This is a genomic window from Escherichia sp. MOD1-EC6842 (assembly GCF_002965705.1).
Classification (GTDB): Bacteria; Pseudomonadota; Gammaproteobacteria; order Enterobacterales; family Enterobacteriaceae; genus Escherichia; species Escherichia ruysiae.
The window spans coordinates 199,934-224,681 of record NZ_PTRF01000005.1 but is presented as its reverse complement, the minus strand read 5'-3'; the positions used below and the strand labels follow the sequence as shown (position 1 = coordinate 224,681).

At 51.3% G+C, this 24,748-nt stretch carries 24 protein-coding genes; 12 read left to right on the top strand and 12 right to left on the bottom strand.

Annotation, left to right across the window (positions count from 1 at the left end; translation table 11 throughout):
- Nucleotides 1-4: 4 nt before the first annotated feature.
- The 3 genes from A7Z29_RS08470 to A7Z29_RS08460 are packed head-to-tail and all read right to left on the bottom strand — an operon-like array spanning nt 5 to nt 2,434.
- Entirely contained in the window at nt 5-781 is a 777-nt protein-coding gene (locus A7Z29_RS08470) for an enoyl-CoA hydratase/isomerase family protein (protein ID WP_105290092.1), read from the bottom strand.
- A gap of 9 nt (nt 782-790) precedes the next feature.
- The gene (locus tag A7Z29_RS08465) at nt 791-1,633 is read right to left on the bottom strand and encodes a sugar phosphate isomerase/epimerase family protein (RefSeq protein WP_105290091.1); all 843 of its coding nucleotides are present in this window, start codon (nt 1,631-1,633) and stop codon (nt 791-793) included.
- A 9-nt stretch (nt 1,634-1,642) separates the two neighbouring features.
- Complete coding sequence (locus A7Z29_RS08460; RefSeq protein ID WP_065228101.1) at nt 1,643-2,434, bottom strand: 3-ketoacyl-ACP reductase; 792 nt, start codon at nt 2,432-2,434, stop codon at nt 1,643-1,645.
- Nucleotides 2,435-2,646: 212 nt separating this feature from the next.
- Between A7Z29_RS08460 and A7Z29_RS08455 the strand changes: the two genes are divergently transcribed.
- A complete protein-coding gene (locus A7Z29_RS08455) occupies nt 2,647-3,294 on the top strand; it encodes a TetR/AcrR family transcriptional regulator (RefSeq protein WP_105290090.1) in 648 nt (215 codons plus the stop codon).
- Here the strand turns inward: A7Z29_RS08455 and ytfB are convergent.
- The gene (gene ytfB / locus A7Z29_RS08450) at nt 3,278-3,916 is read right to left on the bottom strand and encodes a cell division protein YtfB (protein WP_065228103.1); all 639 of its coding nucleotides are present in this window, start codon (nt 3,914-3,916) and stop codon (nt 3,278-3,280) included. The two genes, A7Z29_RS08455 and ytfB, sit on opposite strands and share 17 nt — an antisense overlap.
- A 217-nt stretch (nt 3,917-4,133) precedes the next feature.
- Between ytfB and fklB the strand changes: the two genes are divergently transcribed.
- Nucleotides 4,134-4,754 (top strand): FKBP-type peptidyl-prolyl cis-trans isomerase, encoded by a 621-nt coding sequence (gene fklB / locus A7Z29_RS08445; protein WP_000211225.1) that lies wholly within the window; start codon nt 4,134-4,136, stop codon nt 4,752-4,754.
- Nucleotides 4,755-5,061: 307 nt separating this feature from the next.
- Nucleotides 5,062-6,474: a D-serine/D-alanine/glycine transporter gene (gene cycA / locus A7Z29_RS08440; protein WP_000228346.1), complete on the top strand. Its 1,413-nt coding sequence runs from the start codon at nt 5,062-5,064 to the stop codon at nt 6,472-6,474.
- A 44-nt stretch (nt 6,475-6,518) separates the two neighbouring features.
- On the opposite strand, the gene ytfE is transcribed toward cycA, so the two are convergent.
- From ytfE to qorB, 3 genes are all read right to left on the bottom strand, one after another.
- Nucleotides 6,519-7,181 carry an iron-sulfur cluster repair protein YtfE gene (gene ytfE, locus A7Z29_RS08435; RefSeq protein WP_105290089.1) on the bottom strand — a complete coding sequence of 221 codons (663 nt, stop codon included), beginning with the start codon at nt 7,179-7,181 and terminating at the stop codon, nt 6,519-6,521.
- Between the two features lie 107 nt (nt 7,182-7,288).
- Nucleotides 7,289-8,254 (bottom strand): DMT family transporter, encoded by a 966-nt coding sequence (locus tag A7Z29_RS08430; RefSeq protein WP_105290088.1) that lies wholly within the window; start codon nt 8,252-8,254, stop codon nt 7,289-7,291.
- A 108-nt stretch (nt 8,255-8,362) separates the two neighbouring features.
- The gene (gene qorB / locus A7Z29_RS08425) at nt 8,363-9,223 is read right to left on the bottom strand and encodes an NAD(P)H:quinone oxidoreductase (protein WP_105290087.1); all 861 of its coding nucleotides are present in this window, start codon (nt 9,221-9,223) and stop codon (nt 8,363-8,365) included.
- An 88-nt stretch (nt 9,224-9,311) separates the two neighbouring features.
- Between qorB and A7Z29_RS08420 the strand changes: the two genes are divergently transcribed.
- Nucleotides 9,312-9,692, top strand: coding sequence for a winged helix-turn-helix transcriptional regulator (locus A7Z29_RS08420; RefSeq protein WP_105290086.1), 381 nt, complete (start codon nt 9,312-9,314; stop codon nt 9,690-9,692).
- 128 nt (nt 9,693-9,820) lie between these two features.
- On the opposite strand, the gene cpdB is transcribed toward A7Z29_RS08420, so the two are convergent.
- On the bottom strand, nt 9,821-11,764 hold the full coding sequence (cpdB, locus tag A7Z29_RS08415; RefSeq protein ID WP_105290085.1) for a 2',3'-cyclic-nucleotide 2'-phosphodiesterase: 1,944 nt from the start codon (nt 11,762-11,764) through the stop codon (nt 9,821-9,823).
- Between the two features lie 170 nt (nt 11,765-11,934).
- Between cpdB and cysQ the strand changes: the two genes are divergently transcribed.
- Complete coding sequence (gene cysQ / locus A7Z29_RS08410; RefSeq protein ID WP_105290084.1) at nt 11,935-12,675, top strand: 3'(2'),5'-bisphosphate nucleotidase CysQ; 741 nt, start codon at nt 11,935-11,937, stop codon at nt 12,673-12,675.
- On the opposite strand, the gene A7Z29_RS08405 is transcribed toward cysQ, so the two are convergent.
- Nucleotides 12,665-13,222, bottom strand: a complete 558-nt coding sequence (locus tag A7Z29_RS08405) for a YtfJ family protein (protein WP_000175265.1) — start codon at nt 13,220-13,222, stop codon at nt 12,665-12,667. The genes cysQ and A7Z29_RS08405 overlap by 11 nt on opposite strands.
- A 324-nt stretch (nt 13,223-13,546) precedes the next feature.
- Between A7Z29_RS08405 and A7Z29_RS08400 the strand changes: the two genes are divergently transcribed.
- Nucleotides 13,547-13,753, top strand: coding sequence for a DUF1107 domain-containing protein (locus A7Z29_RS08400; RefSeq protein WP_000689228.1), 207 nt, complete (start codon nt 13,547-13,549; stop codon nt 13,751-13,753).
- A gap of 59 nt (nt 13,754-13,812) precedes the next feature.
- Here the strand turns inward: A7Z29_RS08400 and paeA are convergent, their stop codons facing one another.
- The gene (gene paeA / locus A7Z29_RS08395; protein WP_000935031.1) at nt 13,813-15,156 is read right to left on the bottom strand and encodes a polyamine export protein PaeA; all 1,344 of its coding nucleotides are present in this window, start codon (nt 15,154-15,156) and stop codon (nt 13,813-13,815) included.
- A 187-nt stretch (nt 15,157-15,343) separates the two neighbouring features.
- A complete protein-coding gene (gene msrA, locus A7Z29_RS08390) occupies nt 15,344-15,982 on the bottom strand; it encodes a peptide-methionine (S)-S-oxide reductase MsrA (RefSeq protein ID WP_000051459.1) in 639 nt (212 codons plus the stop codon).
- A 204-nt stretch (nt 15,983-16,186) separates the two neighbouring features.
- On the opposite strand from msrA, the gene tamA reads away from it, so the two are divergent.
- From tamA to chpB, 5 genes are all read left to right on the top strand, one after another.
- Nucleotides 16,187-17,920, top strand: coding sequence for an autotransporter assembly complex protein TamA (tamA, locus tag A7Z29_RS08380; RefSeq protein ID WP_032226403.1), 1,734 nt, complete (start codon nt 16,187-16,189; stop codon nt 17,918-17,920).
- Nucleotides 17,917-21,696 carry an autotransporter assembly complex protein TamB gene (gene tamB, locus A7Z29_RS08375; protein WP_105290083.1) on the top strand — a complete coding sequence of 1,260 codons (3,780 nt, stop codon included), beginning with the start codon at nt 17,917-17,919 and terminating at the stop codon, nt 21,694-21,696. Before tamA ends, tamB begins: the two co-directional genes overlap by 4 nt.
- Nucleotides 21,697-21,698: 2 nt before the next feature.
- A complete protein-coding gene (locus tag A7Z29_RS08370) occupies nt 21,699-22,043 on the top strand; it encodes a gamma-glutamylcyclotransferase family protein (RefSeq protein ID WP_001219162.1) in 345 nt (114 codons plus the stop codon).
- 207 nt (nt 22,044-22,250) lie between these two features.
- Nucleotides 22,251-22,502 (top strand): type II toxin-antitoxin system antitoxin ChpS, encoded by a 252-nt coding sequence (gene chpS / locus A7Z29_RS08365; RefSeq protein WP_001223205.1) that lies wholly within the window; start codon nt 22,251-22,253, stop codon nt 22,500-22,502.
- Nucleotides 22,496-22,846, top strand: a complete 351-nt coding sequence (gene chpB / locus A7Z29_RS08360) for an endoribonuclease toxin ChpB (protein WP_000239583.1) — start codon at nt 22,496-22,498, stop codon at nt 22,844-22,846. The genes chpS and chpB overlap by 7 nt, the downstream gene beginning before the upstream one ends.
- Nucleotides 22,847-22,924: 78 nt before the next feature.
- On the opposite strand, the gene ppa is transcribed toward chpB, so the two are convergent.
- Nucleotides 22,925-23,455 carry an inorganic diphosphatase gene (gene ppa, locus A7Z29_RS08355; RefSeq protein ID WP_000055074.1) on the bottom strand — a complete coding sequence of 177 codons (531 nt, stop codon included), beginning with the start codon at nt 23,453-23,455 and terminating at the stop codon, nt 22,925-22,927.
- Nucleotides 23,456-23,763: 308 nt separating this feature from the next.
- Between ppa and ytfQ the strand changes: the two genes are divergently transcribed.
- Entirely contained in the window at nt 23,764-24,720 is a 957-nt protein-coding gene (ytfQ, locus tag A7Z29_RS08345; protein WP_000265933.1) for a galactofuranose ABC transporter substrate-binding protein YtfQ, read from the top strand.
- Nucleotides 24,721-24,748: the final 28 nt, after the last annotated feature.

Below are 24,748 nucleotides of genomic sequence, written 5' to 3'. Positions count from 1 at the left end.
TTCCTTAGTGATTATGGAAGCTCACGCTACTTTTTTCGGCAAATGCCTGCGTCGCCTGCTGGCAATCCTGAGTGGCGGACATTAATCCAGCCAGTAACTGGTGTGGGTATTCAGCGTGTTTATTTTCCAGTGCCAGAATCAGCTGCTTAATATGCGCCAGTGCCACCGGACCACATTTTTCCAGCTGCGCTAACTGGTTCGCCATCCAGCTTTCCACCTGTTCTTTTTCTACTACTTCATCAATTAAATTCGCCGCCTGGGCTTCATGCGCCGTCAGACGTTTACCTAGCATCAGCATCTGGCGACCGACCACTGGGCCGACCTGATTAATCACGCGTTCAATGCCCATCCAGCCAGGCACCATGCCGAGCATGACTTCCGGGTTAGAAAGTTTCGCGCTGGGGCGAGCGATTCGAATATCGCAGCACAAGGCAAGTTCAATACCGCCGCCGATGGTATGACCGTTGAGATTCGCAACCGTTAATTGCGGTAAATTGCGCAGGCGATTAAAAACGTCATTGCCGCGTTTAATCCATTTTCTGCCCATATCTAATGGCGAATAGGCCGACCACGATTTAATATCACCGCCCGCACAAAAGAATTTATCGCCGATTGCCGTTAATTCGACTAATCGTAATGTGGTGTCGTTTTCAATTTCATTTAAATAATGGTCGAGAGATTCAATCATCTCTTCGTTAATAGCATGACATTTCTCTTCACGGTTCAACGTCAGGCGGCAGGAAGCCGCCGCTCTGCTGAACAGAACGGGTTGGTCACTCATGATTATTCCTTAGCAATAATTCGCGATGCGATCGACGCTAATATCCAGCGTGTTGTTAATATCTTTCTGCCACCAGTACGGTGAGAATATTTCCAGTTCAATAGCGCCATTAAATCCGGCGTTTTCAACCAGTCGACGAATTGACGGAATATTTATCACGCCATCTCCCGGCATTCCCCGGTCATTGACCAGATCGGTGGTCGGCACTAACCAGTCGGAAACATGAAACGCGAGAATACGTTTTCCGGCGCGCAGGATCTGGCTGGCCAGATCCGGATCCCACCAGACATGGTAAACATCCACAGCCACGCCGAGGCCAAATTCGCCATCGGGATCGAGTTCATCACACCAGTCCAGCGCCTGGCGTAACGTGCACAGGCAAGAGCGATCGGCGGCGGTCATTGGGTGCAGTGGCTCCAGCGCAATCGGCACGCCAACGTCTTTCGAATGTGGCAGTAGCTGGCGTATCCCTTGTTTCACCTGTTCCCGTGCTTCATACAGATCTTTTGTGCCCTGCGGTAACCCGCCAACCACCTGCATATAACAGGCGGCGTTCAGCACCGCTGCGTCGTCCAGCGCCCGGCGGTTATCATCAATTGCCAGTTTGCGTTCCGCCAGCGTCGGCGCGGTGTAGTAGGTGCTACGGCATAAACCGGAAACGCGCATGTTATTGACGGCAAGCTGGCGGGCGATCTGCTGAAGATCTTCACCCTGCAACTCTCTGCGCCAGGGGGCGATCGCACCGATACCGCGTGCGGCACAGGCATCAATAATGGCGGGTAGCGGCGTTTTATAGCCCAGTGTTGCGGTATTGATACTGAATAAATCCGGGCGTTGTAACAGATCTCTCATGATTCAGCCTCAGAAGCGCGGCATACTTAAGCCGCCGTCGATGGCGACCGCCTGACCACAGGTGTAAATCAGTTTACCTTCCGCCATCGCGCGGACGGTGGAAGCAATATCAGCCGGATAACCCCAACGTCCCCACGGCACCAGACCTTTGGCAATCAGTTCGTCGTAATAAGCCGTTGCTGGAATAGTCATATCGGTTTTGATGAGACCAGGGCGCACTTCATAGACGCCAATTTGTTCGTTGCAAAGGCGAGCAGCAAACAGACGAGCAGCGGCAGAAACGGCGGTTTTGGCAATTGTGTATTCGCCGCGATTCATCGCCAGCATGATGGCGTTGATGGAACTGACAAAAATAATTGAGCGGTGCGGGAATTCTGTTTCTGGTTTTGGCTGTGCGAGCAGACGTTTACTGAATGCCTGTGCAAGGAAGAACGGTGCGCGGGTGTTAATGGCAATATTTTGGTCGAAGCTGTCTGGTTCCAGGTCGAGAAGGTCACCGCGTTTTTTCACTGAAATGCCTGCGTTGTTGAGCAGGCAGTCCAGACGTCCCCACTGGTTTTGCGCTGCGTCGAGCATCTCTTCATGCAGGGAGAGATCGCCAACATCGGCAGGGAAGCAAATCACTTCCACGCCTTCCGCCAGACATTCTTGTTGTGTGACATGTAATTTTTCAACGCTATCGGCATCCGGACGATCATTAATCAGCAGATTAAATCCGCCACGCGCAAGCTCCAGCGCACAGCCCTTTCCAATACCACGAGCGGCTCCGGTAATCACGGCAACAGGACGAGTGGATTTCATACAATAGCTCTCTTTTTTTGAATTTTGTTTCCTTAGTGATGATTAGCTTGCGACTGGAGGATAAAAAGATCAACCATCTAGTTGGTTGATATGCGATGACGATCACAGGACATTTGATAACCTGATGAAAGTACAAGTTTTTGCCCTTTTTTCTGAAGCTGAAATCAAATCAGGTTATGATAGTCACCACGAAGAGGTCGTGGGGAAGCGTTATGTATATTGATACCAGCAACGTACAGAGCCTGAAGGAAAAGCTGCTGTTATGCGCGGTTAATGAATTTGCCGAATATGGTTATGAAGGGGCCAGGGTCGATAATATTGTTAAGTCTGCGGGGTGTAGTAAACAGACGGTTTATCACCACTTTGGTAATAAAGAAAATTTATTTATTGAAGTACTGGAATATACCTGGAACGATATTCGACAAAAAGAAAAGGCCCTTGATTTCTCAGATCTTCCGCCACAAAAAGCCATTGAGAAAATTATTGATTTTACATGGGATTATTATATTGCTAATCCCTGGTTTTTAAAAATTGTGCATAGTGAAAATCAAAGTAAAGGTGTGCATTATGCAAAATCACAGCGTCTCTTAGAAATTAACCATGCGCACTTGCAGTTAATGGAATCCTTATTGGAGGAAGGGAAGAAACACAATATTTTTAAGCCAGATATCGACCCATTGCAGGTGAATATTAATATTGCTGCGCTTGGGGGATATTATTTGATCAACCAGCATACGCTTGGCCTGGTTTATCACATCAGTATGGTTTCACCCCAGGCACTGGAAGCCAGACGTAAGGTCATCAAAGAGACGCTCCTTAGCTGGCTTTTGGTTGACCCCTCATCTACCGCGCACGAATAAAACTGCCATCCGGCTGACGGGTAAACAGGACCTGTTGATTATTCCCCGTATCAATGGTTAAGCCCGTCACCACGCCGCTGGCGTTCTGGCGGATTTTCACCATCTGCCCGTTTTGCAAATTACTCAGCGGCTTATCCGCGCCTTCTACCTGCGCCATTGCATAGACATCGGTAGCGGGCAGTCCGTGGTCGCGGAACAGCTGCGCCATCGTTTTACCGGGTTCGACACGGTAAGAGCGCCATTGATTATCAATTCCGCTATCTGGCTGGAATGGTTGCGTTTGGGTGGTTTGCGGCTGCTCTTCTGGCTGGCCTTCCTGTATTGGTTCTGGAGCGACCGGGGCCACCTGATCAGGATCATTTTGTGGCGTAACTAGCTGCGCCCGCAGCTGTTCTTCTGTCGGCAGTTGTGATTGCGACTGAATATCTAACTGCGCTTCACGCGTCACCACCGGCGCGTTGGGCGTATCATCAGATGGAAGCAGAAATCCGACCACCAATACAATGGCGGCAATAATGATCCCCCGACGATGCATCGGCGGCAGCGGGTCCATGAAGCGAAAATTGTCCGGCGCGTGCCAGACTTTCTCCAGGGTTGGTTTTAGTTCAAAGCGCCCGGGCATGGTTTCCTCCTGCTCCGCGTCTTGTTCCTCAATCATAGCCTATGAATAAGCTAACGCTATGATGTCCGTGGTAAACCCGCCTTTATTATATTCATACGGGATATTGCTATTGTTTCTTTTTCCCCGGGATTTGTCATCATTCCCGCGACAAAGTTTTACCCAAAGAAGTGTGGCTGATATGCTGCCCGCTACTTTATACCCTAAGAAAGGAAATACGATGACCACCCCAACTTTTGACACCATCGAAGCGCAAGCAAGCTACGGCATTGGTTTGCAGGTAGGGCAACAACTGAGTGAATCTGGCCTGGAAGGGCTGCTGCCAGAAGCACTGGTTGCAGGCATTGCTGATGCGCTGGAAGGCAAACATCCGGCTGTTCCGGTTGATGTGGTGCACCGCGCGCTGCGTGAAATCCACGAACGCGCCGATGCCGTTCGTCGTCAGCGTTTCCAGGCGATGGCTGCTGAAGGTGTGAAATACCTGGAAGAAAACGCCAAAAAAGAAGGTGTAAATAGCACCGAATCTGGCCTGCAATTCCGCGTGATCAACCAGGGCGAAGGCGCAATTCCGGCACGTACCGACCGCGTTCGTGTTCATTACACCGGAAAACTGATCGACGGCACCGTGTTTGACAGCTCCGTCGCTCGTGGTGAACCCGCTGAATTCCCGGTTAACGGCGTGATCCCTGGCTGGATTGAAGCACTGACTCTGATGCCGGTAGGTTCTAAATGGGAACTGACTATCCCGCAGGAACTGGCATATGGCGAGCGCGGCGCAGGCGCGTCCATCCCTCCGTTCAGTACCCTGGTGTTTGAAGTCGAACTGCTGGAAATCCTCTAAGCAGCGCATTCTGTTCCCCTCGAGCCAGAGGGGAGCAGGCATTCAGCAATAAACCCTTCAGTTTGCCAAACGGCGCTATTTTGTGTTGCAAAGACCCCGTAAGCGTGTATTTTTGTGAGCTGTTTCGCGTTATCACCGTGATATGACACTCACTTTAAACATAAAATTAACATTAGATCTAAATCTTAGTATTCATCCCGCGTATTGTTACCTAATATCGATGAGTCCCGATACAGATTCGTCGTATCATAGACTGACTAAAGGCCGTAGAGCCTGAACAACACAGACAGGTACAGGAAGAAAAAACATGGTAGATCAGGTAAAAGTCGTTGCCGATGATCAGGCTCCGGCTGAACAGTCGCTACGGCGCAATCTCACAAACCGACATATTCAGCTTATTGCCATTGGCGGTGCCATTGGCACAGGGTTGTTTATGGGGTCCGGCAAAACGATTAGCCTTGCCGGGCCGTCGATCATTTTCGTTTATATGATCATTGGTTTTATGCTCTTTTTCGTGATGCGGGCAATGGGGGAATTGCTGCTTTCGAATCTGGAATACAAATCTTTTAGTGACTTCGCTTCCGATTTACTCGGGCCGTGGGCAGGATATTTCACCGGCTGGACTTACTGGTTCTGCTGGGTTGTAACCGGTATGGCAGACGTGGTGGCGATCACGGCTTATGCTCAGTTCTGGTTCCCCGATCTCTCCGACTGGGTCGCCTCGCTGGCGGTGATAGTGCTGCTGCTGACGCTCAACCTCGCCACCGTGAAAATGTTCGGTGAGATGGAGTTCTGGTTTGCGATGATCAAAATCGTCGCCATTGTGTCGCTGATTGTCGTCGGCCTGGTCATGGTGGCGATGCACTTTCAGTCACCGACCGGTGTGGAAGCGTCATTCGCGCATTTGTGGAATGACGGCGGCTGGTTCCCGAAAGGTTTAAGTGGCTTCTTTGCCGGATTCCAGATAGCGGTTTTCGCTTTCGTGGGGATTGAGCTGGTAGGTACAACAGCTGCGGAAACCAAAGATCCAGAGAAATCACTGCCACGCGCGATTAACTCAATTCCGATCCGTATCATTATGTTCTACGTCTTCGCGCTGATTGTGATTATGTCCGTGACGCCGTGGAGTTCGGTAGTCCCGGAGAAAAGCCCGTTTGTTGAACTGTTCGTGTTGGTGGGTCTGCCTGCTGCCGCCAGCGTGATCAACTTTGTGGTGCTGACCTCTGCCGCTTCTTCCGCTAACAGCGGCGTCTTCTCTACCAGTCGTATGCTGTTTGGTCTGGCGCAGGAAGGTGTGGCACCGAAAGCGTTCGCTAAACTCTCTAAGCGCGCAGTACCCGCGAAAGGGCTGACCTTTTCTTGTATCTGTCTGCTCGGCGGCGTGGTGATGCTGTATGTGAATCCCAGCGTGATTGGCGCGTTTACGATGATTACAACCGTTTCCGCGATTCTGTTTATGTTCGTCTGGACGATTATCCTTTGCTCGTACCTGGTGTATCGCAAACAGCGTCCGCACCTGCATGAGAAATCAATCTACAAGATGCCGCTCGGCAAGCTGATGTGCTGGGTATGTATGGCATTCTTTGTGTTCGTGGTCGTGCTGCTGACACTGGAAGATGATACCCGCCAGGCGCTGCTGGTTACCCCGCTGTGGTTTATCGCTCTGGGGCTGGGCTGGTTGTTTATTGGTAAGAAGCGGGCTGCTGAACTGCGGAAATAACCGCATTATCATGCTGGATGGCGCAATGCCATCCAGCTTTTAGATCACTCACCCGCCAGTGCGCGCGGGAACAGCACATTATTTTCCAGACTAATGTGATCCATCAGGTCATCAATCAATTCATTGATACCGTTATACATCGCTTTCCAGGTGGTGCAGGCTTCCGGCGGCGGTGTGACATTATTGGTGGTGTGTTTAATCACTTCCAGCAGTTCGCCCGCTTCATCGTGCTCGCTTTCCATTACGCTGATTGGCCCCATTGCCTGGCTGCCCATGCCTTGTTTGATCATCGGGAAGAGGATCTGCTCTTCTTTCATCATGTGGCTGGAAAGCTCTTCATGCAGCATAGTCAGGTATTTTGTCAGCCCTTTTGGCACGCTCGGTTTGTCGGCGTGAACGCGCTCGACTTTAGTCGCTTGCAGGATCAGCTCCGGCAGTTGCTCGCGGTGACGATCGTGGTAGCGCACGATGATATGGTCGATGATTTCCGCCAGCGGCGCGCTACGCCAGTCTTTCTCAATCGGTTGTTCAGCAAGCTTTGTCAGTTCGGCTTCAATGACGTCAACATCCAGCTCTTTACGTGCCGCCGCGCGCGCCAGCGTCTGCTTACCGCCGCAGCAGTAATCCATATCATATTTACGAAACAGAGCCGAAGCGCGAGGAATAGAGAGCGCCAGTTCACCTAAAGGTTGGTCGCGATAAGCCATAGCTGATACCTCATTCTTAATAAGATAAGGTGCATTTTAAATGCATCTTTAAATTAAAAGCTATAACCCTTACGTAGCAGAGGCTTATTTAACAGACTGGCAAGGTGTCAACTTTCTGAGACAGATTCAATTAAAGGTTTTTCGGGTTTTGCTCTGACTGCAATGACCACGCCAACCACTAACAGCGCGATACCGCTCAGCGTCATCAGCGGCGGCATTTGCTGGCGGAGTAAAAAGGTGTACAGCAAACCTGCCAGCGTTTCGAAAACAATCAACGGCCCGAGAATCACGGTTGGTAATCGCTGGCTGGCGACGTTCCAGCAAAGTGCGCCGACCCATGAGCAAAGCACGGCTATCGCAATCATCAGACTAATAAACACCAGCGGACGGGGGCCAAAAGGTAGGGAGAAGTCCGGCGTTTGCGTATTCAGCCAGTAACAAGCGACAACATAACCGATGAGCGAAACCGGCAGCGTGACCAGCGCCTGCGCTGTCGCCCACATCATTGGATGTTTGTCGGGATTTTCCCGCAGCCAGCGGGCGTTGCGCAGGGCATACCATGCCCAGCAGACCACGGAAACTAACGCCAGCACGATGCCAGAGGTATAACGTGCCCAGTCAAAATCGGGGAGTCCGTGGTTTAACTCAGCAATATTCACGCACGCAAGGCCAATGCCAATACAAACCAGCGCCGGGGCGAGTTTCCCCCATGCGAGTTTGCCGTCACGCTGGCTATAAAGCAGATTGGCGAAGACAGGAATAACCACCGGCAGGGTGCCGATAATCATCGTGGAAACAGGCGCGCCGGTACGTTGAATGGCACTGGCAAGGCAGAAATAATAGATGAGGTTGCCCATCATAGTGAGCATCAGCGCAGTAAGCCAGTCGCGACGCGCCAACTGACGCAGACGCACGCGTCCCAGCCAGGCAATGGGCAGCGCAATTAACCCTAACGCCAGATAACGCCCCATCGACTGCAACATCGCCGGGTATTCCGGCACAATCAACGGCCCGACAAAAATAAGCCCCCACATCAACCCTGCTAACAGGGCGTACAGCACGCCGCTAATCATTACTGGCATCCATTGATCTGTCAGAAGAAACGTTCAGGAAGCAGACATGATTGCTCCCGGCATCCCGTCATTATCAGAGAGGATGCGGGAGGATGCCACTTTAATTAACTAGTTATTAACATTAAACAGATTGCTTACGCTTTCGGCTAACGTTGTCGTTGGGCGACCAATCAATTTGCTCAGCGTTTTGCTGTCATCAAACAGACCCCCTTTCGATGCGCCAACGTCAGAATCAGCCAGCATATCCGCCAGTCCGTCGGGCAGCCCGACGCTTTTCAGCGCAGCGGCGAAATCGGCTTCTCTCAGATTTTGATAGGTAACCTGTTTGCCGCTCTGTTTGGTCAGCTCTGCCGCTAACTGTGTCAACGTCCAGGCACTATCGCCCGCCAGTTCGTAAACCTTGCCTTCGTGACCGGCTTCGCTAATCACGCGCGCGGCAGCGGCCGCATAATCTGCCCGCGTTGCTGAGGCAATTTTGCCATTGCCCGCCGCACCGATAAATACGCCGTGTTCCACTGCTGCCGGGGCGCTGGCGAGGTAGTTTTCGGTGTACCAGCCGTTGCGCAGAAGGGTGTAAACGATGCCAGAATCAGCCAGCATTTTCTCCGTCTCGATGTGCTCATCGGCGAGGCCGAGCGGGGAGGTATCTGCATGTAGCAGGCTGGTATAAGCGATAAATTTCACGCCAGCCGTCTTTGCGGCATTAATAACATTACGATGCTGCGGGGCACGTTGACCCACTTCGCTGGAAGAGATCAGCAGTAGTTTTTCCACGCCCTGTAGCGCAGATGTCAGTGCGGCTTCATCGCCGTAGTCAGCCTGACGCACGGTAATGCCTTGTGCTGCCAGGGCCTGGGCTTTTGCCGGATTACGAACGATAGCCACTATTTGGCTGGCAGGAACAGTTTTCATCAAGGATTCAATAACATAGTGACCAAGTTGGCCAGTGGCACCAGTAATAGCGATCATGGGAAGTCTCCATCGTTTTGTCTTGTGTTTAAATACGCTAACACCTAAACTTACTTTTAGTAAGTACGTACAAAAAGGTAAGTATGAAATGAGTCAGGTTAGCCTGTCGCAACAACTGAAAGAGGGCAATCTCTTTGCGGAACAGTGCCCGTCGCGCGAGGTGTTGAAACACGTCACCAGCCGTTGGGGGGTGTTGATTCTGGTGGCGCTACGCGAAGGGACTCATCGCTTTAGCGACCTGCGGCGCAAAATCGGTGGGGTGAGTGAAAAGATGCTTGCGCAGTCGCTACAGGCGTTAGAACAGGATGGTTTTGTTAACCGTATCTCGTATCCGGTGGTGCCGCCGCATGTGGAATATAGCCTCACGCCGCTGGGCGAGCAGGTGAGTGAAAAGGTTGCTGCGCTGGCGGACTGGATTGAGTTGAATTTGCCCGAGGTGCTGGCGGTGCGGGATGAACGTGTGGCATAACTGCCGGATGCGCTGCGCTTATCCGGCCTACGGTGCATGGCTTGTAGGGCGGATAAGATACGGTAGCATCGCATCCGCCAATAAATGCCGGATGCGGTTGATGATTTGTAGGCCGAAAAAGATGTCTATTACTGACTCAAATCCACCTGATAAATCGCAAACCCGATATCATCGGTCGCGACTTTATTCATCGGATACTGCCCCTTCTCTTTAATAAACGCTGCGGCTTTATCTGACGGGGATGTTTCAAAACGGATATCCAGTTTCTTATCGCCGGGGATCGGTGCCAAACGCCAGTTGTTATCTGCTGCCGGGTGAATTTCCCCCGCACGCTTCGATTCTTCTGCAATCCACGCTGCCAGCACCGAGCGGTTCTCATCAGGTGAAGCAAAAGCAATATGGCTATCGCCGGTTCCGGCAAATTTGCCGCCGTAAGCGCGATAGTTATTGGTGGCAACGAGGAACATGGCGTTCGGATCAATGGGTTTACCGTTAAAGGTCAGGTTCTTAATCCGCTCTGCATTGGCATTAACCACCTGACATTCACCGTCATAACGGGCGGGTTGGGTAACATCAATCTGATAATTCACACCATCAATAACATCAAAGTTATAAGTGCGGAAACCATCCCAGTTGATGAGTGACTGTGGTTTCGTGCTGTTAGGATCAATCTGGTTAAACTGTCCGGCGGAGCACTCCAGCCACTCTTTCACCTCTTTACCGCTGGCTTTCACCACAATCAGCGTATTGGGGTAGAGATAAAGATCGGCGGCATTACGGAAGGTCAACTGGCCTTTTTCCACCTCCACATAGCTTGCCGGGTCATTTTTGCGACCACCAACTTTAAACGGTGCGGCAGCTGAAAGCACCGGCAGTTTTGCCAGATCCGGATCGCCCTGAATGTAATGTTCGACATACGCTTTTTGCGCGTTGTTCACTACTTGCACGGTCGGATCGTCCTGCACCAGCGCCAGATAGCTATACATATTGTCGGCAGATTTACCGATTGGCTTGCTGACAAACTGGCGTGTGGCATCGTGATCGGCTTTCAGCGTTTCGACCAGCTTGCTGTCTTCCGCAGCCAGTGATTTTTTGTTGGCGATGTCGTAAATCGGTCGTGCTTCCGCTTTTGCCTGCGTCACCTGCCATTTACCGCTGTCATTACTGAGTTGCAGATCGACCACACCGAGATGATCGCCCCACATGCCAGGCATTACTGCCGGAACACCGTTCAGCGTACCTTTGGCGATATCAGCCCCTTTGATATCAGCAAAATCTTTACTCGGGAAAACGGCGTGAGCATGGCCAAACATAATGGCGTTAACGCCCGGAATTTCACTGAGATAATAAACTGAGTTTTCCGCCATTACTTTATACGGATCGGCAGACAGCCCGGAATGCGCCAGAACGACAACGACATCGGCACCTTTCTCGCGCATTTCAGGCACGTATTTGCGCACGGTTTCGGTAATATCATTCACCGTCACTTTTCCGGATAAATTAGCTTTATCCCAGCCCATGATTTGCGGCGGCACGACGCCAATATAGCCAATCTTCAGCGTCTGTTTTTTTCCGTCTTTATCGACTACTTCGGTGTCTTTAATTAAATACGGTGTGAACATCGGCTGTTTGGTTTTAGTGTCGATGACGTTGGCATTCACATAGGGGAAATTCGCTCCCGCCAGCGCATTTTTCAGGTAATCCAGACCGTAGTTAAATTCATGATTGCCGAGTGTACCGACCGTATAATCCAGCGTATTCAGCGCCTTATAGACCGGATGAACATCACCCGCTTTTAATCCTTTCGCCGACATGTAATCCGCCAGCGGGCTACCCTGGATCAGGTCACCGTTATCGACCAGTACGCTATTTTTCACTTCATTGCGCGCGTCATTAATCAGGCTCGCAGTGCGTACCAGTCCAAATTTTTCTGTGGATGTATCTTTGTAATAATCGAAATCCATCATGTTGCTATGCAAATCAGAGGTTTCCATTATGCGGAGATCGACTGTTGCCGCATTCACACTGGCGGCAATCAGCGTAGCAAGAAGCGTTGCACTAAACTTAACCATCTGGGCATCCTTTTATGAACGAGAAGATGAGACGTCTTTCATACGGAGCGTGAAGGATGCCATAAATAATAAATCAGGAAACGATGACGCCATCACAGTTGGCGGATTCTTTAACGATAGGGTATAAGTAAAACAACAAGTTAACACCACTGAAACAAAAGAGGTGGAGAATGTTAGAACAAGTATGTCAACTCGCACGGAATGCGGGCGATGCCATTATGCAGGTCTACGACGGGACAAAACCGATGGACGTCGTCAGCAAAGCGGATAACTCACCGGTGACGGCGGCGGACATTGCCGCGCACACCGTAATCATGGACGGTTTACGTACACTAACGCCGGATATTCCGGTTCTTTCCGAAGAAGATCCTCCCGATTGGGAAGTCCGCCAGCACTGGCAACGTTACTGGCTGGTAGATCCGCTGGACGGCACCAAAGAGTTTATTAAACGAAATGGTGAATTTACCGTTAACATTGCGCTGATTGACAAAGGCAAACCGGTATTAGGTGTGGTGTATGCGCCGGTAATGAACGTCATGTACAGCGCGGCGGAAGGCAAAGCCTGGAAAGAAGAGTGCGGCGTGCGCAAGCAGATTCAGGTACGCGACGCCCGTCCGCCGCTGGTGGTCATTAGCCGTTCCCATGCGGATGCCGAGCTGAAAGAGTATCTGCAACAGCTTGGTGAACACCAGACGACATCTATCGGCTCTTCACTGAAATTCTGCCTGGTGGCGGAAGGTCAGGCACAGCTCTACCCGCGTTTCGGGCCGACAAATATTTGGGATACCGCTGCCGGTCATGCCGTGGCCGCCGCCGCCGGAGCACATGTTCACGACTGGCAGGGCAAACCGCTGGATTACACTCCGCGCGAATCCTTCCTGAATCCTGGATTCCGGGTTTCTATTTATTAAGCAATTTTTGCAGCAAGTCCATGACTTGCTGCACTTCTTGCTGGGTTAACGCCCCGTCCTTCGCCCATTGCACGCGACCGTCTTTATCCAGCACTGCAATGGAAGAACTCTCTTCATCCAGTTGCCAGGCTCCGCGCGCGACGCCATTGCTGTCGACAATAAACTGCGACCACGGATAGAGCTTTTTATTACTCTCCAAGCTGCTGCGCACAAACATACCTGAGCCGGGAATAGCGTCGTCGGTGTTGACAATGGTGGTGGTCTGGTAGCGGTCGTGCGGCAATTTCGCCGATTTAATTGCTTCAATCAGCGTCGCATTTTTCTCTTTTGCGGAGGTGCGACCGGCAATATGTTGCAGTACTCGCACTTTTCCCGCTAACTGCGCACTGTTCCAGGTTTTGTAGCTAAACTGATCTTTATCAAACACCAACTCGCCACGATCGGTAATACCAATCGGCGGTACGCGCTGACCAGTTTCGAATTTATGCGCGGAGGCCATCATCGGCAGTAGCAAGCAAGTCAGCGCGAGGATCTTGCGTAGGGTCATAGTGTTTCCTTCTTATCGTATGCAGGTGATCCGACCACTTGGGTCTGGCTTTTAATCATATGTGCTATTTATCGAATTTCCCGCAAGTGCGGTGCCAGTTTGCGGACAAGCGCACAAATCATATGAAAAATGAATGTTTATACTGAAGATTGTGGTTAGGTGAAGAGATAATTCTGAATAATTGTAACAGTAGGGTAAAAAAATTTATACACGCTGGAAACATTACCCCGATAGTCTATAGTCATTAGGCATTAAAATTTGCGCCTCATAATAGTTGGGCCGATTGTGGCACCGCAAAGGCGTAATACTCAGCAGGAGACAACAATGAAAATTTTCCAACGGTACAACCCACTTCAGGTGGCGAAGTACGTGAAGATCCTGTTCCGTGGACGGTTATACATCAAGGACGTTGGCGCTTTTGAATTTGATAAGGGTAAGATTCTTATCCCAAAAGTGAAGGATAAACTGCATTTGTCAGTGATGTCCGAAGTTAACCGTCAGGTTATGCGTCTGCAAACAGAGATGGCTTAACCAAGTGCTATGCAGTAATAAGACGGCTCCTGATTCAGGAGCCGTTGATGTTTCTGGGGTTATGCGACGCTTTCTTCTTTATCTTTGGCGTCAGGCAGTTTTGGCGAAAGGGCGGTGGCTTTACTGTCGATTCGCGTAACCAGTAGCTGGTCGATGCGGTAGTTATCAATATCCACCACTTCAAATTTGTAACCGGAGAACTTCACCGAATCAGTGCGTTTCGGGATCTTACGCAACATAAACATCATAAAGCCGCCGATGGTTTCGTAGTTGCCCGACTGCGGGAACTCGTCGATATCCAGCACGCGCATCACGTCGTCAATCGGCGTACCGCCATCGATTAGCCATGAATTCTCATCACGCGCCACAATCTGTTCTTCCAGCCCCTGACCGACCAGATCGCCCATCAACGTGGTCATCACGTCGTTGAGGGTGATGATCCCCACCACCAGTGCGTACTCGTTCATGATTACCGCAAAGTCTTCACCCGCAGCTTTAAAACTTTCCAGCGCCTCAGAGAGGGTCAGCGTATCAGGCACGATCAGCGTATTGCGAATTTGCACGCCGCTGTTCAGTGCCAGGCTTTGATTGGCCAGCACGCGGTTCAGCAGATCTTTTGAATCGACATAACCGATAATGTGATCGATATCTTCATTACAGACGAGGAATTTCGAGTGCGGATGCTCCGCCACTTTATTCTTCAGGCTTTGCTCATCTTCATGGAGATCGAACCAAATCACGTTTTCACGCGGCGTCATGGAAGACGGCACGGTACGGGATTCCAGTTCAAACACGTTTTCGATCAGTTCGTGTTCCTGTTTACGCAATACCCCAGCCAGCGCACCGGCCTCCACGACTGCGTAGATGTCATCAGATGTGATGTCATCTTTACGTACCATTGGCAATTTAAAGATACGGAAGATCATGTTCGCCAGGCCGTTGAAAAACCACACCAGAGGGGTGCAGACGAACAGGCAGAAGCGCATCGGGTTGATGATACGCAAAGCCACAGCTTCTGGCGCAATCATACCGATGCGTTTCGGGGTTAAATCCGCAAACAGAATAAACATGCCAGTCACTAACGAGAAAGAGAGAATAAAGCTCAGTTGCTCAGAGAGTTCCGCCGATATATAGCGGGAGAACAGGCTATTAAAAGCCGGAGAGAACGCCGCATCACCGACGATACCGCCGAGTATTGCCACCGCGTTCAGACCAATTTGCACCACGGTAAAGAACATGCCGGGATTTTCCTGCATATCCAGAACGCGCTGGGCGTTTATATTGCCTTCATCAGCCAGCAGTTTAAGTTTGATTTTGCGTGAGGCGGCAAGCGAGATCTCGGATATCGAGAAGAACGCACTCACAGCGATCAAGCAGAGTATGACTAAAATACTGTTTAACATATCTTATCCGACCGTTCAGGTCAGATCCTCGGAAGGGGAAGTTGATTAATTTGTGTGAAATACACATTGAAAGCCGGTTCGAAGAGAGTGAACCGACATTTTCAGTGGCTAGTATAGCGTAAGGTACTGTAAAGTCGCCAGAGGGTTAAATTTTTGCTTCATTTCGCTTTAGTTCGGCCTTTTATTGCTACGCTTCAGGCGGCAGGCAAACGCCGATCCCACCAATTCCGCAATAACCATACGGGTTTTTATGCAGATATTGCTGGTGGTCATCTTCGGCATAATAAAACGGTGTCGCGTTAGCGATTTCCGTGGTGATGTGACGATCGTCATCGGCGGCAAGCATCGCGGCCTGGAAACGTTCCAGACTGGCGCGGGCGGCAGCATCCTGTTCTGGTGTTAGCGGATAAATCGCGGAACGATACTGCGTGCCATGGTCATTGCCCTGACGCATCCCTTGTGCGGGATCGTGATTCTCCCAGAATACTTGTAACAGTTGTTCGTAGCTGATCACTGACGGATCGTAAACCACGCGTACCGCTTCGGCGTGGCCGGTATCACCAGAACACACTTCCCGATAAGTCGGGTTTGGCGTGTAGCCGCCGGTATAACCTGCGGCGGTGCTGTAAACACCGGGAAGTTGCCAGAAAAGGCGTTCCACGCCCCAGAAACAGCCCATAGCAAAAATGGCGATTTCCATTCCGTCAGGCACATTTGTCATTGAGTGACCGTTGACTGCATTCAACGTGGCTACGGGCATCGGGGTATTACGTCCAGGAAGGGCATCGGCGGGGGAAACCAGATGCTTTTTATCAAATAAACTCATGGTATCGCTCTCCCGAAATCGGTCTTTGGGGTTTAGGTTGTAACAAGAGACGTATTTGCACACAATAACTCTCGTGAATGTGTATAAAGTAAAACATAAGAAATATTTTGGATTTAGTCTGCTTTTAAATCCATATTGCTGGTTTTTTGTTAAGCCGTTTAACGGGGTTCCAGGGGCAGGAACAAAGGATATTCAGGAGAAAATGTGCGCTATATCCGACAGTTATGTTGTGTAAGCTTACTCTGCTTTGGTGGTTCTGCTATCGCCGCGAACGTCCGTCTACAGGTCGAAGGGTTATCAGGACAGCTGGAAAAAAATGTTCGTGCACAGCTTTCTACGATTGAAAGTGATGAAGTGACGCCAGACCGGCGATTTCGCGCGCGTGTCGATGATGCCATCCGCGAAGGCCTGAAGGCGCTGGGCTATTACCAGCCGACCATTGAATTTGATCTCCGACCACCGCCAAAGAAAGGGCGACAGGTTTTGATCGCCAAAGTCACGCCCGGCGTACCCATTTTGATTGGCGGCACCGATGTTGTGCTGCGCGGTGGTGCACGGACCGATAAAGACTATTTGAAGTTGCTCGATACTCGCCCGGCTATAGGCACGGTGCTGAATCAGGGTGACTACGAAAATTTCAAAAAGTCCTTAACCAGCATCGCGTTGCGCAAAGGCTATTTCGATAGTGAATTTACCAAAGCCCAGTTGGGTATTGCACTTGGCTTGCATAAAGCCTATTGGGATATTGATTACAACAGTGGCGAACGCTACCGCTTTGGGCATGTGACCTTCGAAGGCTCACAGATCCGCGATGAGTATCTGCAAAACCTTGTTCCGTTTAAAGAAGGTGATGAATACGAGTCAAAAGACCTGGCAGAGCTGAACCGCCGTCTCTCCGCCACTGGTTGGTTTAACTCGGTGGTGGTCGCACCGCAGTTTGATAAAGCGCGAGAAACAAAAGTATTGCCGCTTACCGGCGTCGTTTCGCCGCGCACGGAAAACACGATTGAAACCGGGGTAGGGTACTCAACGGACGTAGGTCCACGTGTTAAAGCAACGTGGAAAAAGCCGTGGATGAACTCTTACGGTCACAGCCTGACCACCAGCACAAGTATCTCTGCACCGGAACAGACTCTCGACTTTAGCTATAAAATGCCGCTGCTTAAGAACCCGCTGGAACAATATTATCTGGTACAGGGTGGTTTTAAGCGCACCGATCTGAACGATACGGAATCCGACTCTACAACTCTGGTGGCCTCTCGTTATTGGGATCTCTCCAGCGGCTGGCAGCGCGCCATTAACTTACGCTGGAGTCTTGACCACTTTACCCAGGGTGAAATTACCAACACCACGATGCTGTTTTATCCAGGCGTGATGATTAGCCGCACGCGTTCACGCGGCGGCCTGATGCCGACCTGGGGCGACTCGCAACGCTACTCAATCGACTATTCAAACACGGCCTGGGGCTCGGACGTCGATTTCTCTGTGTTTCAGGCGCAAAACGTCTGGATACGCACACTCTACGATCGCCATCGTTTTGTCACGCGCGGCACGTTGGGCTGGATTGAAACGGGTGACTTCGACAAAGTGCCGCCTGATCTGCGTTTCTTTGCCGGGGGTGACCGTAGCATTCGCGGCTATAAATACAAATCTATTGCGCCGAAATACGCCAATGGTGACCTGAAAGGGGCATCAAAACTGATAACCGGATCGCTGGAGTATCAGTACAACGTGACCGGAAAATGGTGGGGCGCGGTGTTTGTCGATAGCGGCGAAGCGGTAAGCGATATTCGCCGCAGTGACTTTAAAACTGGCACCGGGGTTGGCGTGCGCTGGGAATCGCCAGTCGGGCCGATCAAGCTCGATTTCGCCGTTCCGGTCGCTGACAAAGACGAGCATGGTTTACAGTTTTACATCGGTCTGGGGCCAGAATTATGAGTTTATGGAAAAAAATCAGCCTCGGCGCGGTTGTCGCCCTCTTACTGTTGCTGGGATCGGTGGCATTTCTGGTGGGCACCACCAGTGGTTTGCATCTGGTATTTAAAGCGGCAGATCGCTGGGTGCCAGGGCTGGATATCGGTAAGGTGACCGGCGGCTGGCGCGACCTTACTCTGTCTGACGTTCGTTATGAGCAGCCAGGTGTGGCGGTTAAAGCGGGTAATCTGCATCTGGCGGTTGGGCTGGAGTGCCTGTGGGACAGCAGCGTTTGTATTAATGACCTGGCGCTGAAAGACATTCAGGTCAATATAGACAGCAAAAAAATGCCCCCTTCAGAGCAGGTTGAAGAAGAGGAAGACAGCGGCCCGCTGGATCTCTCCACGCCGTATCCCATCACCCTGACGCGGGTGGCGCTGGATAACGTCAATATCAAAATTGATGACACCACGGTGTCGGTGATGGACTTCACCTCCGGTCTGAACTGGCAGGAGAAAACCCTGACCCTGAAACCGACATCGCTGAAAGGCCTGCTGATTGCCCTGCCGAAAGTGGCGGAAGTGGCGCAGGAAGAAGTCGTCGAACCGAAAATTGAAAATCCGCAGCCGGATGAAAAACCGCTCGGCGAAACGCTGAAAGATCTCTTTTCTCGCCCGGTATTGCCGGAAATGACCGACGTGCATTTGCCGCTCAACCTGAATATTGAAGAGTTTAAGGGCGAGCAGCTGCGCGTGACGGGCGACACGGACATCACCGTGCGCACCATGTTGCTGAAAGTGAGCAGCATCGACGGCAATACCAAACTGGACGCGCTGGATATCGACTCTAACCAGGGGAGCGTTAACGCCAGCGGTACGGCGCAGCTGTCCGGTAACTGGCCGGTAGATATCACCCTCAACAGCACACTGAACGTGGAGCCGTTGAAGGGTGAAAAAGTGAAGCTGAAAGTGGGCGGTGCGCTGCGCGAACAACTGGAGATTGGCGTTAACCTTTCTGGTCAGGTGGATATGGATCTGCGTGCTCAGACGCGGCTGGCGGAGGCTGGACTGCCGCTTAACGTCGAAGTGAACAGCAAACAGCTTTACTGGCCGTTTACCGGCGAGAAGCAGTATCAGGCGGACGATCTGAAACTGAAACTCACCGGCAAAATGACCGATTACACGCTCTCTATGCGCACGGCAGTGAAGGGACAGGAGATCCCGCCAGCCACCATTACCCTCGATGCGAAAGGTAATGAACAGCAGGTGAATCTCGACAAACTCACCGTCGCGGCGCTGGAAGGGAAAACTGAGTTGAAAGCGTTGCTCGACTGGCAGCAGGCGATTAGTTGGCGTGGTGAGTTAACGCTTAACGGCATTAACACCGCGAAAGAGTTTCCGGACTGGCCGTCGAAACTCAATGGTTTGATCAAAACGCGCGGCAGCCTGTACGGCGGCACCTGGCAGATGGACGTGCCGGAGTTGAAGCTGACTGGTAACGTTAAACAGAACAAAGTGAACGTTGACGGTACGCTGAAAGGCAACAGTTATATGCAGTGGATGATCCCTGGTCTGCATCTGGAACTGGGATCTAACAGTGCCGAAGTGAAAGGTGAACTGGGAGTAAAAGATCTCAATCTTGATGCCACGATCAACGCGCCGGGTCTGGATAACGCGCTGCCAGGGCTGGGCGGTACAGCGAAAGGGTTGGTGAAGGTTCGCGGTACGGTGGACGCGCCGCAGTTGCTGGCGGATATCACCGCGCGCAGCCTGCGCTGGCAGGAACTCTCCGTGGCGCAGGTTCGCGTGGAAGGCGATATAAAATCCACCGATCAGATTGCGGGTAAACTCGATGTGCGCGTTGAGCAAATTTCGCAGCCGGATGTGAATATCAACCTCGTCACCCTGAATGCGAAAGGCAGCGAAAAGCAGCACGAGCTACAACTGCGGATTCAGGGCGAGCCGGTTTCCGGACAGCTCAATCTGGCGGGCAGTTTTGATCGCAAAGAAGAACGCTGGAAGGGAACGCTGAGTAATACCCGCTTCCAGACGCCAGTCGGCCCGTGGTCGCTGACCCGCGATATTGCGCTGGATTACCGCAATCAGGAGCAAAAAGTCAGCATCGGGCCGCACTGCTGGGTAAACCCGAACGCGGAACTGTGCGTGCCGCAAACCATTGATGCCGGTGCAGAAGGGCGTGCGGTGGTGAATCTCAATCGTTTCGACCTGGCAATGCTGAAACCGTTTATGCCGGAAACCACTCAGGCAAGCGGCATCTTTACAGGTAAAGCAGACGTTGCCTGGGACACCACCAAAGAAGGGCTGCCGCAGGGTAGCATCACCCTTTCCGGGCGTAACGTGCAGGTGACGCAAACCGTCAACGACGCGGCGCTGCCGGTGGCGTTTCAGACACTGAATCTGACGGCGGAACTGCGCAACAACCGCGCTGAACTGGGCTGGACCATCCGCCTGGCTAATAATGGTCAGTTCGATGGTCAGGTGCAGGTGACCGATCCACAAGGCCGCCGCAATCTCGGTGGCAACGTCAACATCCGCAACTTTAACCTCGCGATGGTAAACCCCATCTTTACGCGTGGGGAAAAAGCGGCGGGGATGGTGAGTGCTAATTTACGTCTGGGCGGTGATGTACAAAGTCCGCAGCTTTTTGGTCAGCTCCAGGTTACGGGTGTGGATATCGATGGCAACTTTATGCCGTTTGATATGCAGCCGAGCCAGCTTGCGGTCAACTTTAACGGTATGCGCTCGACGCTTGCAGGCACCGTGCGAACCCAGCAGGGTGACATTTACCTGAACGGGGATGCAGACTGGAGTCAGATTGAAAACTGGCGCGCGCGGGTGACGGCAAAAGGCAGTAAGGTGCGGATCACCGTACCGCCGATGGTGCGTATGGATGTGTCGCCAGATGTCGTATTCGAAGCCACACCAAGCCTGTTTACCCTTGATGGTCGCGTTGACGTACCGTGGGCGCGCATTGTGGTGCATGATTTGCCAGAAAGTGCGGTGGGCGTCTCCAGCGATGTCGTGATGCTCAACGATAACCTACAACCGGAGGAGGCGAAAACTGCGTCGATTCCGATTAACAGCAACCTGATTGTCCACGTCGGCAACAATGTGCGCATTGATGCCTTTGGCCTGAAAGCGCGGCTGACGGGCGATCTCAATGTCGTACAGGACAAACAGGGACTGGGGCTGAACGGACAGATCAACATTCCGGAAGGTCGCTTCCATGCCTATGGTCAGGATCTGATCGTTCGCAAAGGCGAGTTGCTGTTCTCTGGTCCACCGGATCAACCGTATCTTAATATCGAAGCAATTCGTAACCCGGATGCTACAGAAGACGACGTAATCGCCGGTGTTCGCGTCACCGGACTGGCGGATGAACCGAAAGCGGAGATCTTCTCTGACCCGGCGATGTCGCAACAGGCTGCGTTGTCTTACTTGTTGCGTGGACAAGGGCTGGAAAGCGATCAGAGCGACAGCGCGGCGATGACCTCGATGCTGATTGGTCTGGGGGTTGCACAAAGTGGTCAGATTGTGGGTAAAATCGGCGAGACATTTGGCGTAAGTAATTTAGCTCTCGACACCGAGGGAGTAGGCGACTCCTCCCAGGTGGTGGTCAGCGGCTATGTATTACCAGGTCTACAAGTGAAATACGGCGTGGGGATATTTGACTCTATAGCAACACTCACGTTACGTTATCGCCTGATGCCAAAGCTATATCTGGAAGCCGTGTCTGGTGTAGATCAGGCACTGGATTTGCTCTATCAGTTCGAGTTTTAGCGATGCGAATATTTGTCTACGGCAGTTTACGTCACAAACAAGGCAACAGCCACTGGATGACCAATGCCCAGTTGCTGGGCGATTTCAGTATCGATAACTATCAACTGTACAGCCTGGGCCACTATCCAGGCGCAGTTCCGGGCAACGGAACGGTACACGGTGAAGTTTATCGTATTGACAACGCCACGCTGGCCGAACTTGATGCCTTGCGCACCAGGGGCGGTGAATACGCGCGCCAGTTGATTCAGACGCCGTACGGGAGTGCATGGATGTACGTTTATCAACGACCCGTCGATGGATTAACGCTGATTGAAAGCGGCGACTGGTTAGACAGGGATAAGTCATAATATAAACACGCCACCTTCGGGTGGCGTTGTTTTTTCGAGGTATCTCGCATTCTTTTTTGTAACTTCCCCGCCTGTTTCTTTTCCTTCCGAGCCGCTTTCCATATCTGTTAACGCATAAAAAACTCTGCTGGTGTTCACAAATGCGCAGGGGTAAAACGTTTCTTGTCGCACCGTGAGTTATACTTTGTATAACCTAAGGAGGTGCGGATGCGTATAACCATAAAAAAATGGGGGAACAGTGCAGGTATGGTCATTCCCAATATTGTGATGAAAGAGCTTAACTTGCAGCCGGGGCAGAGCGTTGAGGCACAGGTGAGCAACAATCAACTGATTCTGACCCCCATCTCCAGGCGCTACTCGCTTGATGAACTGCTGATGCAGTGCGACATGAACGCCCCGGAACTTAGCGAGCAGGATGTCTGGGGTAAATCCACCCCTGCGGGTGACGAAATATGGTAAAGAAAAGTGAATTTGAACGGGGAGACATTGTGCTGGTCGGCTTTGATCCAGCAAGCGGCCATGAACAGCAAGGTGCTGGTCGGCCTGCGCTTGTGCTCTCCGTTCAAGCCTTTAATCAACTGGGAATGACGTTGGTTGCTCCCATTACTCAGGGCGGAAATTTTGCCCGTTATGCCGGATTTAGCGTTCCGTTACATTGCGAAGAAGGCGATGTGTATGGCGTGGTATTGGTGAATCAGGTACGAATGATGGATTTACGCGCCCGTCAGGCAAAACGTATTGGTCTGGCTGCGGACGAGGTGGTGGAAGACGTGTTATTACGTTTGCAGGCGGTGGTGGAATAAGATGTGTTTATTTATCGCGGACATAAAAAACCCTTACTAACCGAAGCCCGGCGTTCAGGGTTATTGCGCTAGAAGAACTTATTTATTCTTTGCGCGCTCGAAGGAAGCAACGATTTCAGCTTTAGCGGCTTCGGCGTTATCCCAGCCGTCAACTTTAACCCATTTGCCTTTTTCGAGGTCTTTGTAGTGCTCGAAGAAGTGAGCGATCTGAGCCTTCAGCAGTTCCGGCAGATCGTTAACGTCTTTGATGTGATCGTATTCTTTGCTCAGCTTGCTGTGCGGAACAGCAACCAATTTCGCATCTTCACCGGCTTCGTCGGTCATTTTCAGAACGCCAACCGGACGGCAACGGATCACAGAACCCGGCTGCAGCGGGTACGGAGTCGGAACCAGTACGTCAACCGGGTCACCGTCCAGAGACAGGGTGTGGTTGATGTAACCGTAGTTGCACGGATAGAACATCGCGGTGGACATGAAGCGGTCAACGAACAGTGCGCCGCTCTCTTTGTCGATTTCGTATTTGATCGGATCTGCGTTAGCCGGGATTTCGATAACAACGTAGATGTCTTCCGGCAGATCTTTACCCGCAGGGACGTTGAGTAAGCTCATGTCTGTTTCCTTTAAAATATGTGGCAAACAAGTGCCGAGTATTATAGCCAACTCGCGCCGAATGTCTTCGCTTGTTTTCGTCCTCATATTCCTTTTTCGCCAGTTTTAAGACGGCTTGTGGAGCAGGAAAATCCATAACCGTAGCCGCATTTTTCATAGTGATATGAAAGCGATTACAAACTTGTGATTAACGTTTTATTTACTTTTTTGAAGTGTGATGTAACGCAATCCGTTACATAACGAATTGTCTATAGTTTTTTCGCGAACATCTTTTCACCAATAATAACTATCCCGACGAGGACAACCCTATGTGGAAACGCTTACTTGTAGTCTCTGCAGTCTCGGCAGCCATGTCGTCTATGGCGTTGGCCGCTCCATTAACCGTAGGATTTTCGCAGGTCGGATCAGAATCCGGCTGGCGCGCCGCAGAAACCAACGTGGCGAAAAGTGAGGCCGAAAAACGCGGTATCACGCTGAAAATTGCCGATGGTCAGCAAAAGCAGGAAAACCAGATTAAAGCGGTACGTTCCTTTGTTGCACAAGGGGTAGATGCAATCTTTATTGCTCCAGTGGTGGCGACGGGTTGGGAACCGGTATTAAAAGAGGCGAAAGATGCCGAAATTCCGGTCTTTTTGCTCGACCGTTCCATCGACGTGAAAGACAAATCTCTCTATATGACCACCGTTACTGCCGACAACATTCTGGAAGGCAAGTTGATTGGTGACTGGCTGGTGAAAGAGGTCAACGGTAAACCATGTAACGTGGTTGAGTTGCAGGGTACTGTTGGGGCAAGTGTTGCCATCGACCGTAAAAAAGGCTTTGCCGAAGCTATTAAGAATGCGCCAAACATCAAAATCATCCGCTCACAGTCCGGTGACTTCACCCGCAGTAAAGGCAAAGAAGTTATGGAGAGCTTTATCAAAGCGGAAAACAACGGCAAAAATATCTGCATGGTTTACGCCCATAACGACGACATGGTGATTGGTGCAATTCAGGCAATTAAAGAAGCGGGCCTGAAACCGGGTAAAGATATCCTCACGGGTTCCATTGACGGCGTACCGGATATCTACAAAGCGATGATTGATGGCGAAGCGAACGCCAGCGTTGAACTGACGCCGAATATGGCAGGCCCCGCTTTTGATGCGCTGGAGAAATACAAAAAAGACGGCACTATGCCTGAAAAGTTGACCCTGACCAAATCCACCCTTTACCTGCCTGATACTGCAAAAGAAGAGTTAGAGAAGAAGAAAAATATGGGGTATTGAGGGACATCAATACCTGATGCCGACTTGT

What these genes read in the sequence shown, in the direction of transcription:
- A7Z29_RS08470 (WP_105290092.1), bottom strand. Translation starts at nt 781, where the DNA reads ATGAGTGACCAACCCGTTCTGTTCAGCAGAGCGGCGGCTTCCTGCCGC.
- A7Z29_RS08465 (WP_105290091.1), bottom strand. Translation starts at nt 1,633, where the DNA reads ATGAGAGATCTGTTACAACGCCCGGATTTATTCAGTATCAATACCGCA.
- A7Z29_RS08460 (WP_065228101.1), bottom strand. Translation starts at nt 2,434, where the DNA reads ATGAAATCCACTCGTCCTGTTGCCGTGATTACCGGAGCCGCTCGTGGT.
- A7Z29_RS08455 (WP_105290090.1), top strand. Translation starts at nt 2,647, where the DNA reads ATGTATATTGATACCAGCAACGTACAGAGCCTGAAGGAAAAGCTGCTG.
- ytfB (WP_065228103.1), bottom strand. Translation starts at nt 3,916, where the DNA reads ATGCCCGGGCGCTTTGAACTAAAACCAACCCTGGAGAAAGTCTGGCAC.
- fklB (WP_000211225.1), top strand. Translation starts at nt 4,134, where the DNA reads ATGACCACCCCAACTTTTGACACCATCGAAGCGCAAGCAAGCTACGGC.
- cycA (WP_000228346.1), top strand. Translation starts at nt 5,062, where the DNA reads ATGGTAGATCAGGTAAAAGTCGTTGCCGATGATCAGGCTCCGGCTGAA.
- ytfE (WP_105290089.1), bottom strand. Translation starts at nt 7,181, where the DNA reads ATGGCTTATCGCGACCAACCTTTAGGTGAACTGGCGCTCTCTATTCCT.
- A7Z29_RS08430 (WP_105290088.1), bottom strand. Translation starts at nt 8,254, where the DNA reads ATGATTAGCGGCGTGCTGTACGCCCTGTTAGCAGGGTTGATGTGGGGG.
- qorB (WP_105290087.1), bottom strand. Translation starts at nt 9,223, where the DNA reads ATGATCGCTATTACTGGTGCCACTGGCCAACTTGGTCACTATGTTATT.
- A7Z29_RS08420 (WP_105290086.1), top strand. Translation starts at nt 9,312, where the DNA reads ATGAGTCAGGTTAGCCTGTCGCAACAACTGAAAGAGGGCAATCTCTTT.
- cpdB (WP_105290085.1), bottom strand. Translation starts at nt 11,764, where the DNA reads ATGGTTAAGTTTAGTGCAACGCTTCTTGCTACGCTGATTGCCGCCAGT.
- cysQ (WP_105290084.1), top strand. Translation starts at nt 11,935, where the DNA reads ATGTTAGAACAAGTATGTCAACTCGCACGGAATGCGGGCGATGCCATT.
- A7Z29_RS08405 (WP_000175265.1), bottom strand. Translation starts at nt 13,222, where the DNA reads ATGACCCTACGCAAGATCCTCGCGCTGACTTGCTTGCTACTGCCGATG.
- A7Z29_RS08400 (WP_000689228.1), top strand. Translation starts at nt 13,547, where the DNA reads ATGAAAATTTTCCAACGGTACAACCCACTTCAGGTGGCGAAGTACGTG.
- paeA (WP_000935031.1), bottom strand. Translation starts at nt 15,156, where the DNA reads ATGTTAAACAGTATTTTAGTCATACTCTGCTTGATCGCTGTGAGTGCG.
- msrA (WP_000051459.1), bottom strand. Translation starts at nt 15,982, where the DNA reads ATGAGTTTATTTGATAAAAAGCATCTGGTTTCCCCCGCCGATGCCCTT.
- tamB (WP_105290083.1), top strand. Translation starts at nt 17,917, where the DNA reads ATGAGTTTATGGAAAAAAATCAGCCTCGGCGCGGTTGTCGCCCTCTTA.
- A7Z29_RS08370 (WP_001219162.1), top strand. Translation starts at nt 21,699, where the DNA reads ATGCGAATATTTGTCTACGGCAGTTTACGTCACAAACAAGGCAACAGC.
- chpS (WP_001223205.1), top strand. Translation starts at nt 22,251, where the DNA reads ATGCGTATAACCATAAAAAAATGGGGGAACAGTGCAGGTATGGTCATT.
- chpB (WP_000239583.1), top strand. Translation starts at nt 22,496, where the DNA reads ATGGTAAAGAAAAGTGAATTTGAACGGGGAGACATTGTGCTGGTCGGC.
- ppa (WP_000055074.1), bottom strand. Translation starts at nt 23,455, where the DNA reads ATGAGCTTACTCAACGTCCCTGCGGGTAAAGATCTGCCGGAAGACATC.
- ytfQ (WP_000265933.1), top strand. Translation starts at nt 23,764, where the DNA reads ATGTGGAAACGCTTACTTGTAGTCTCTGCAGTCTCGGCAGCCATGTCG.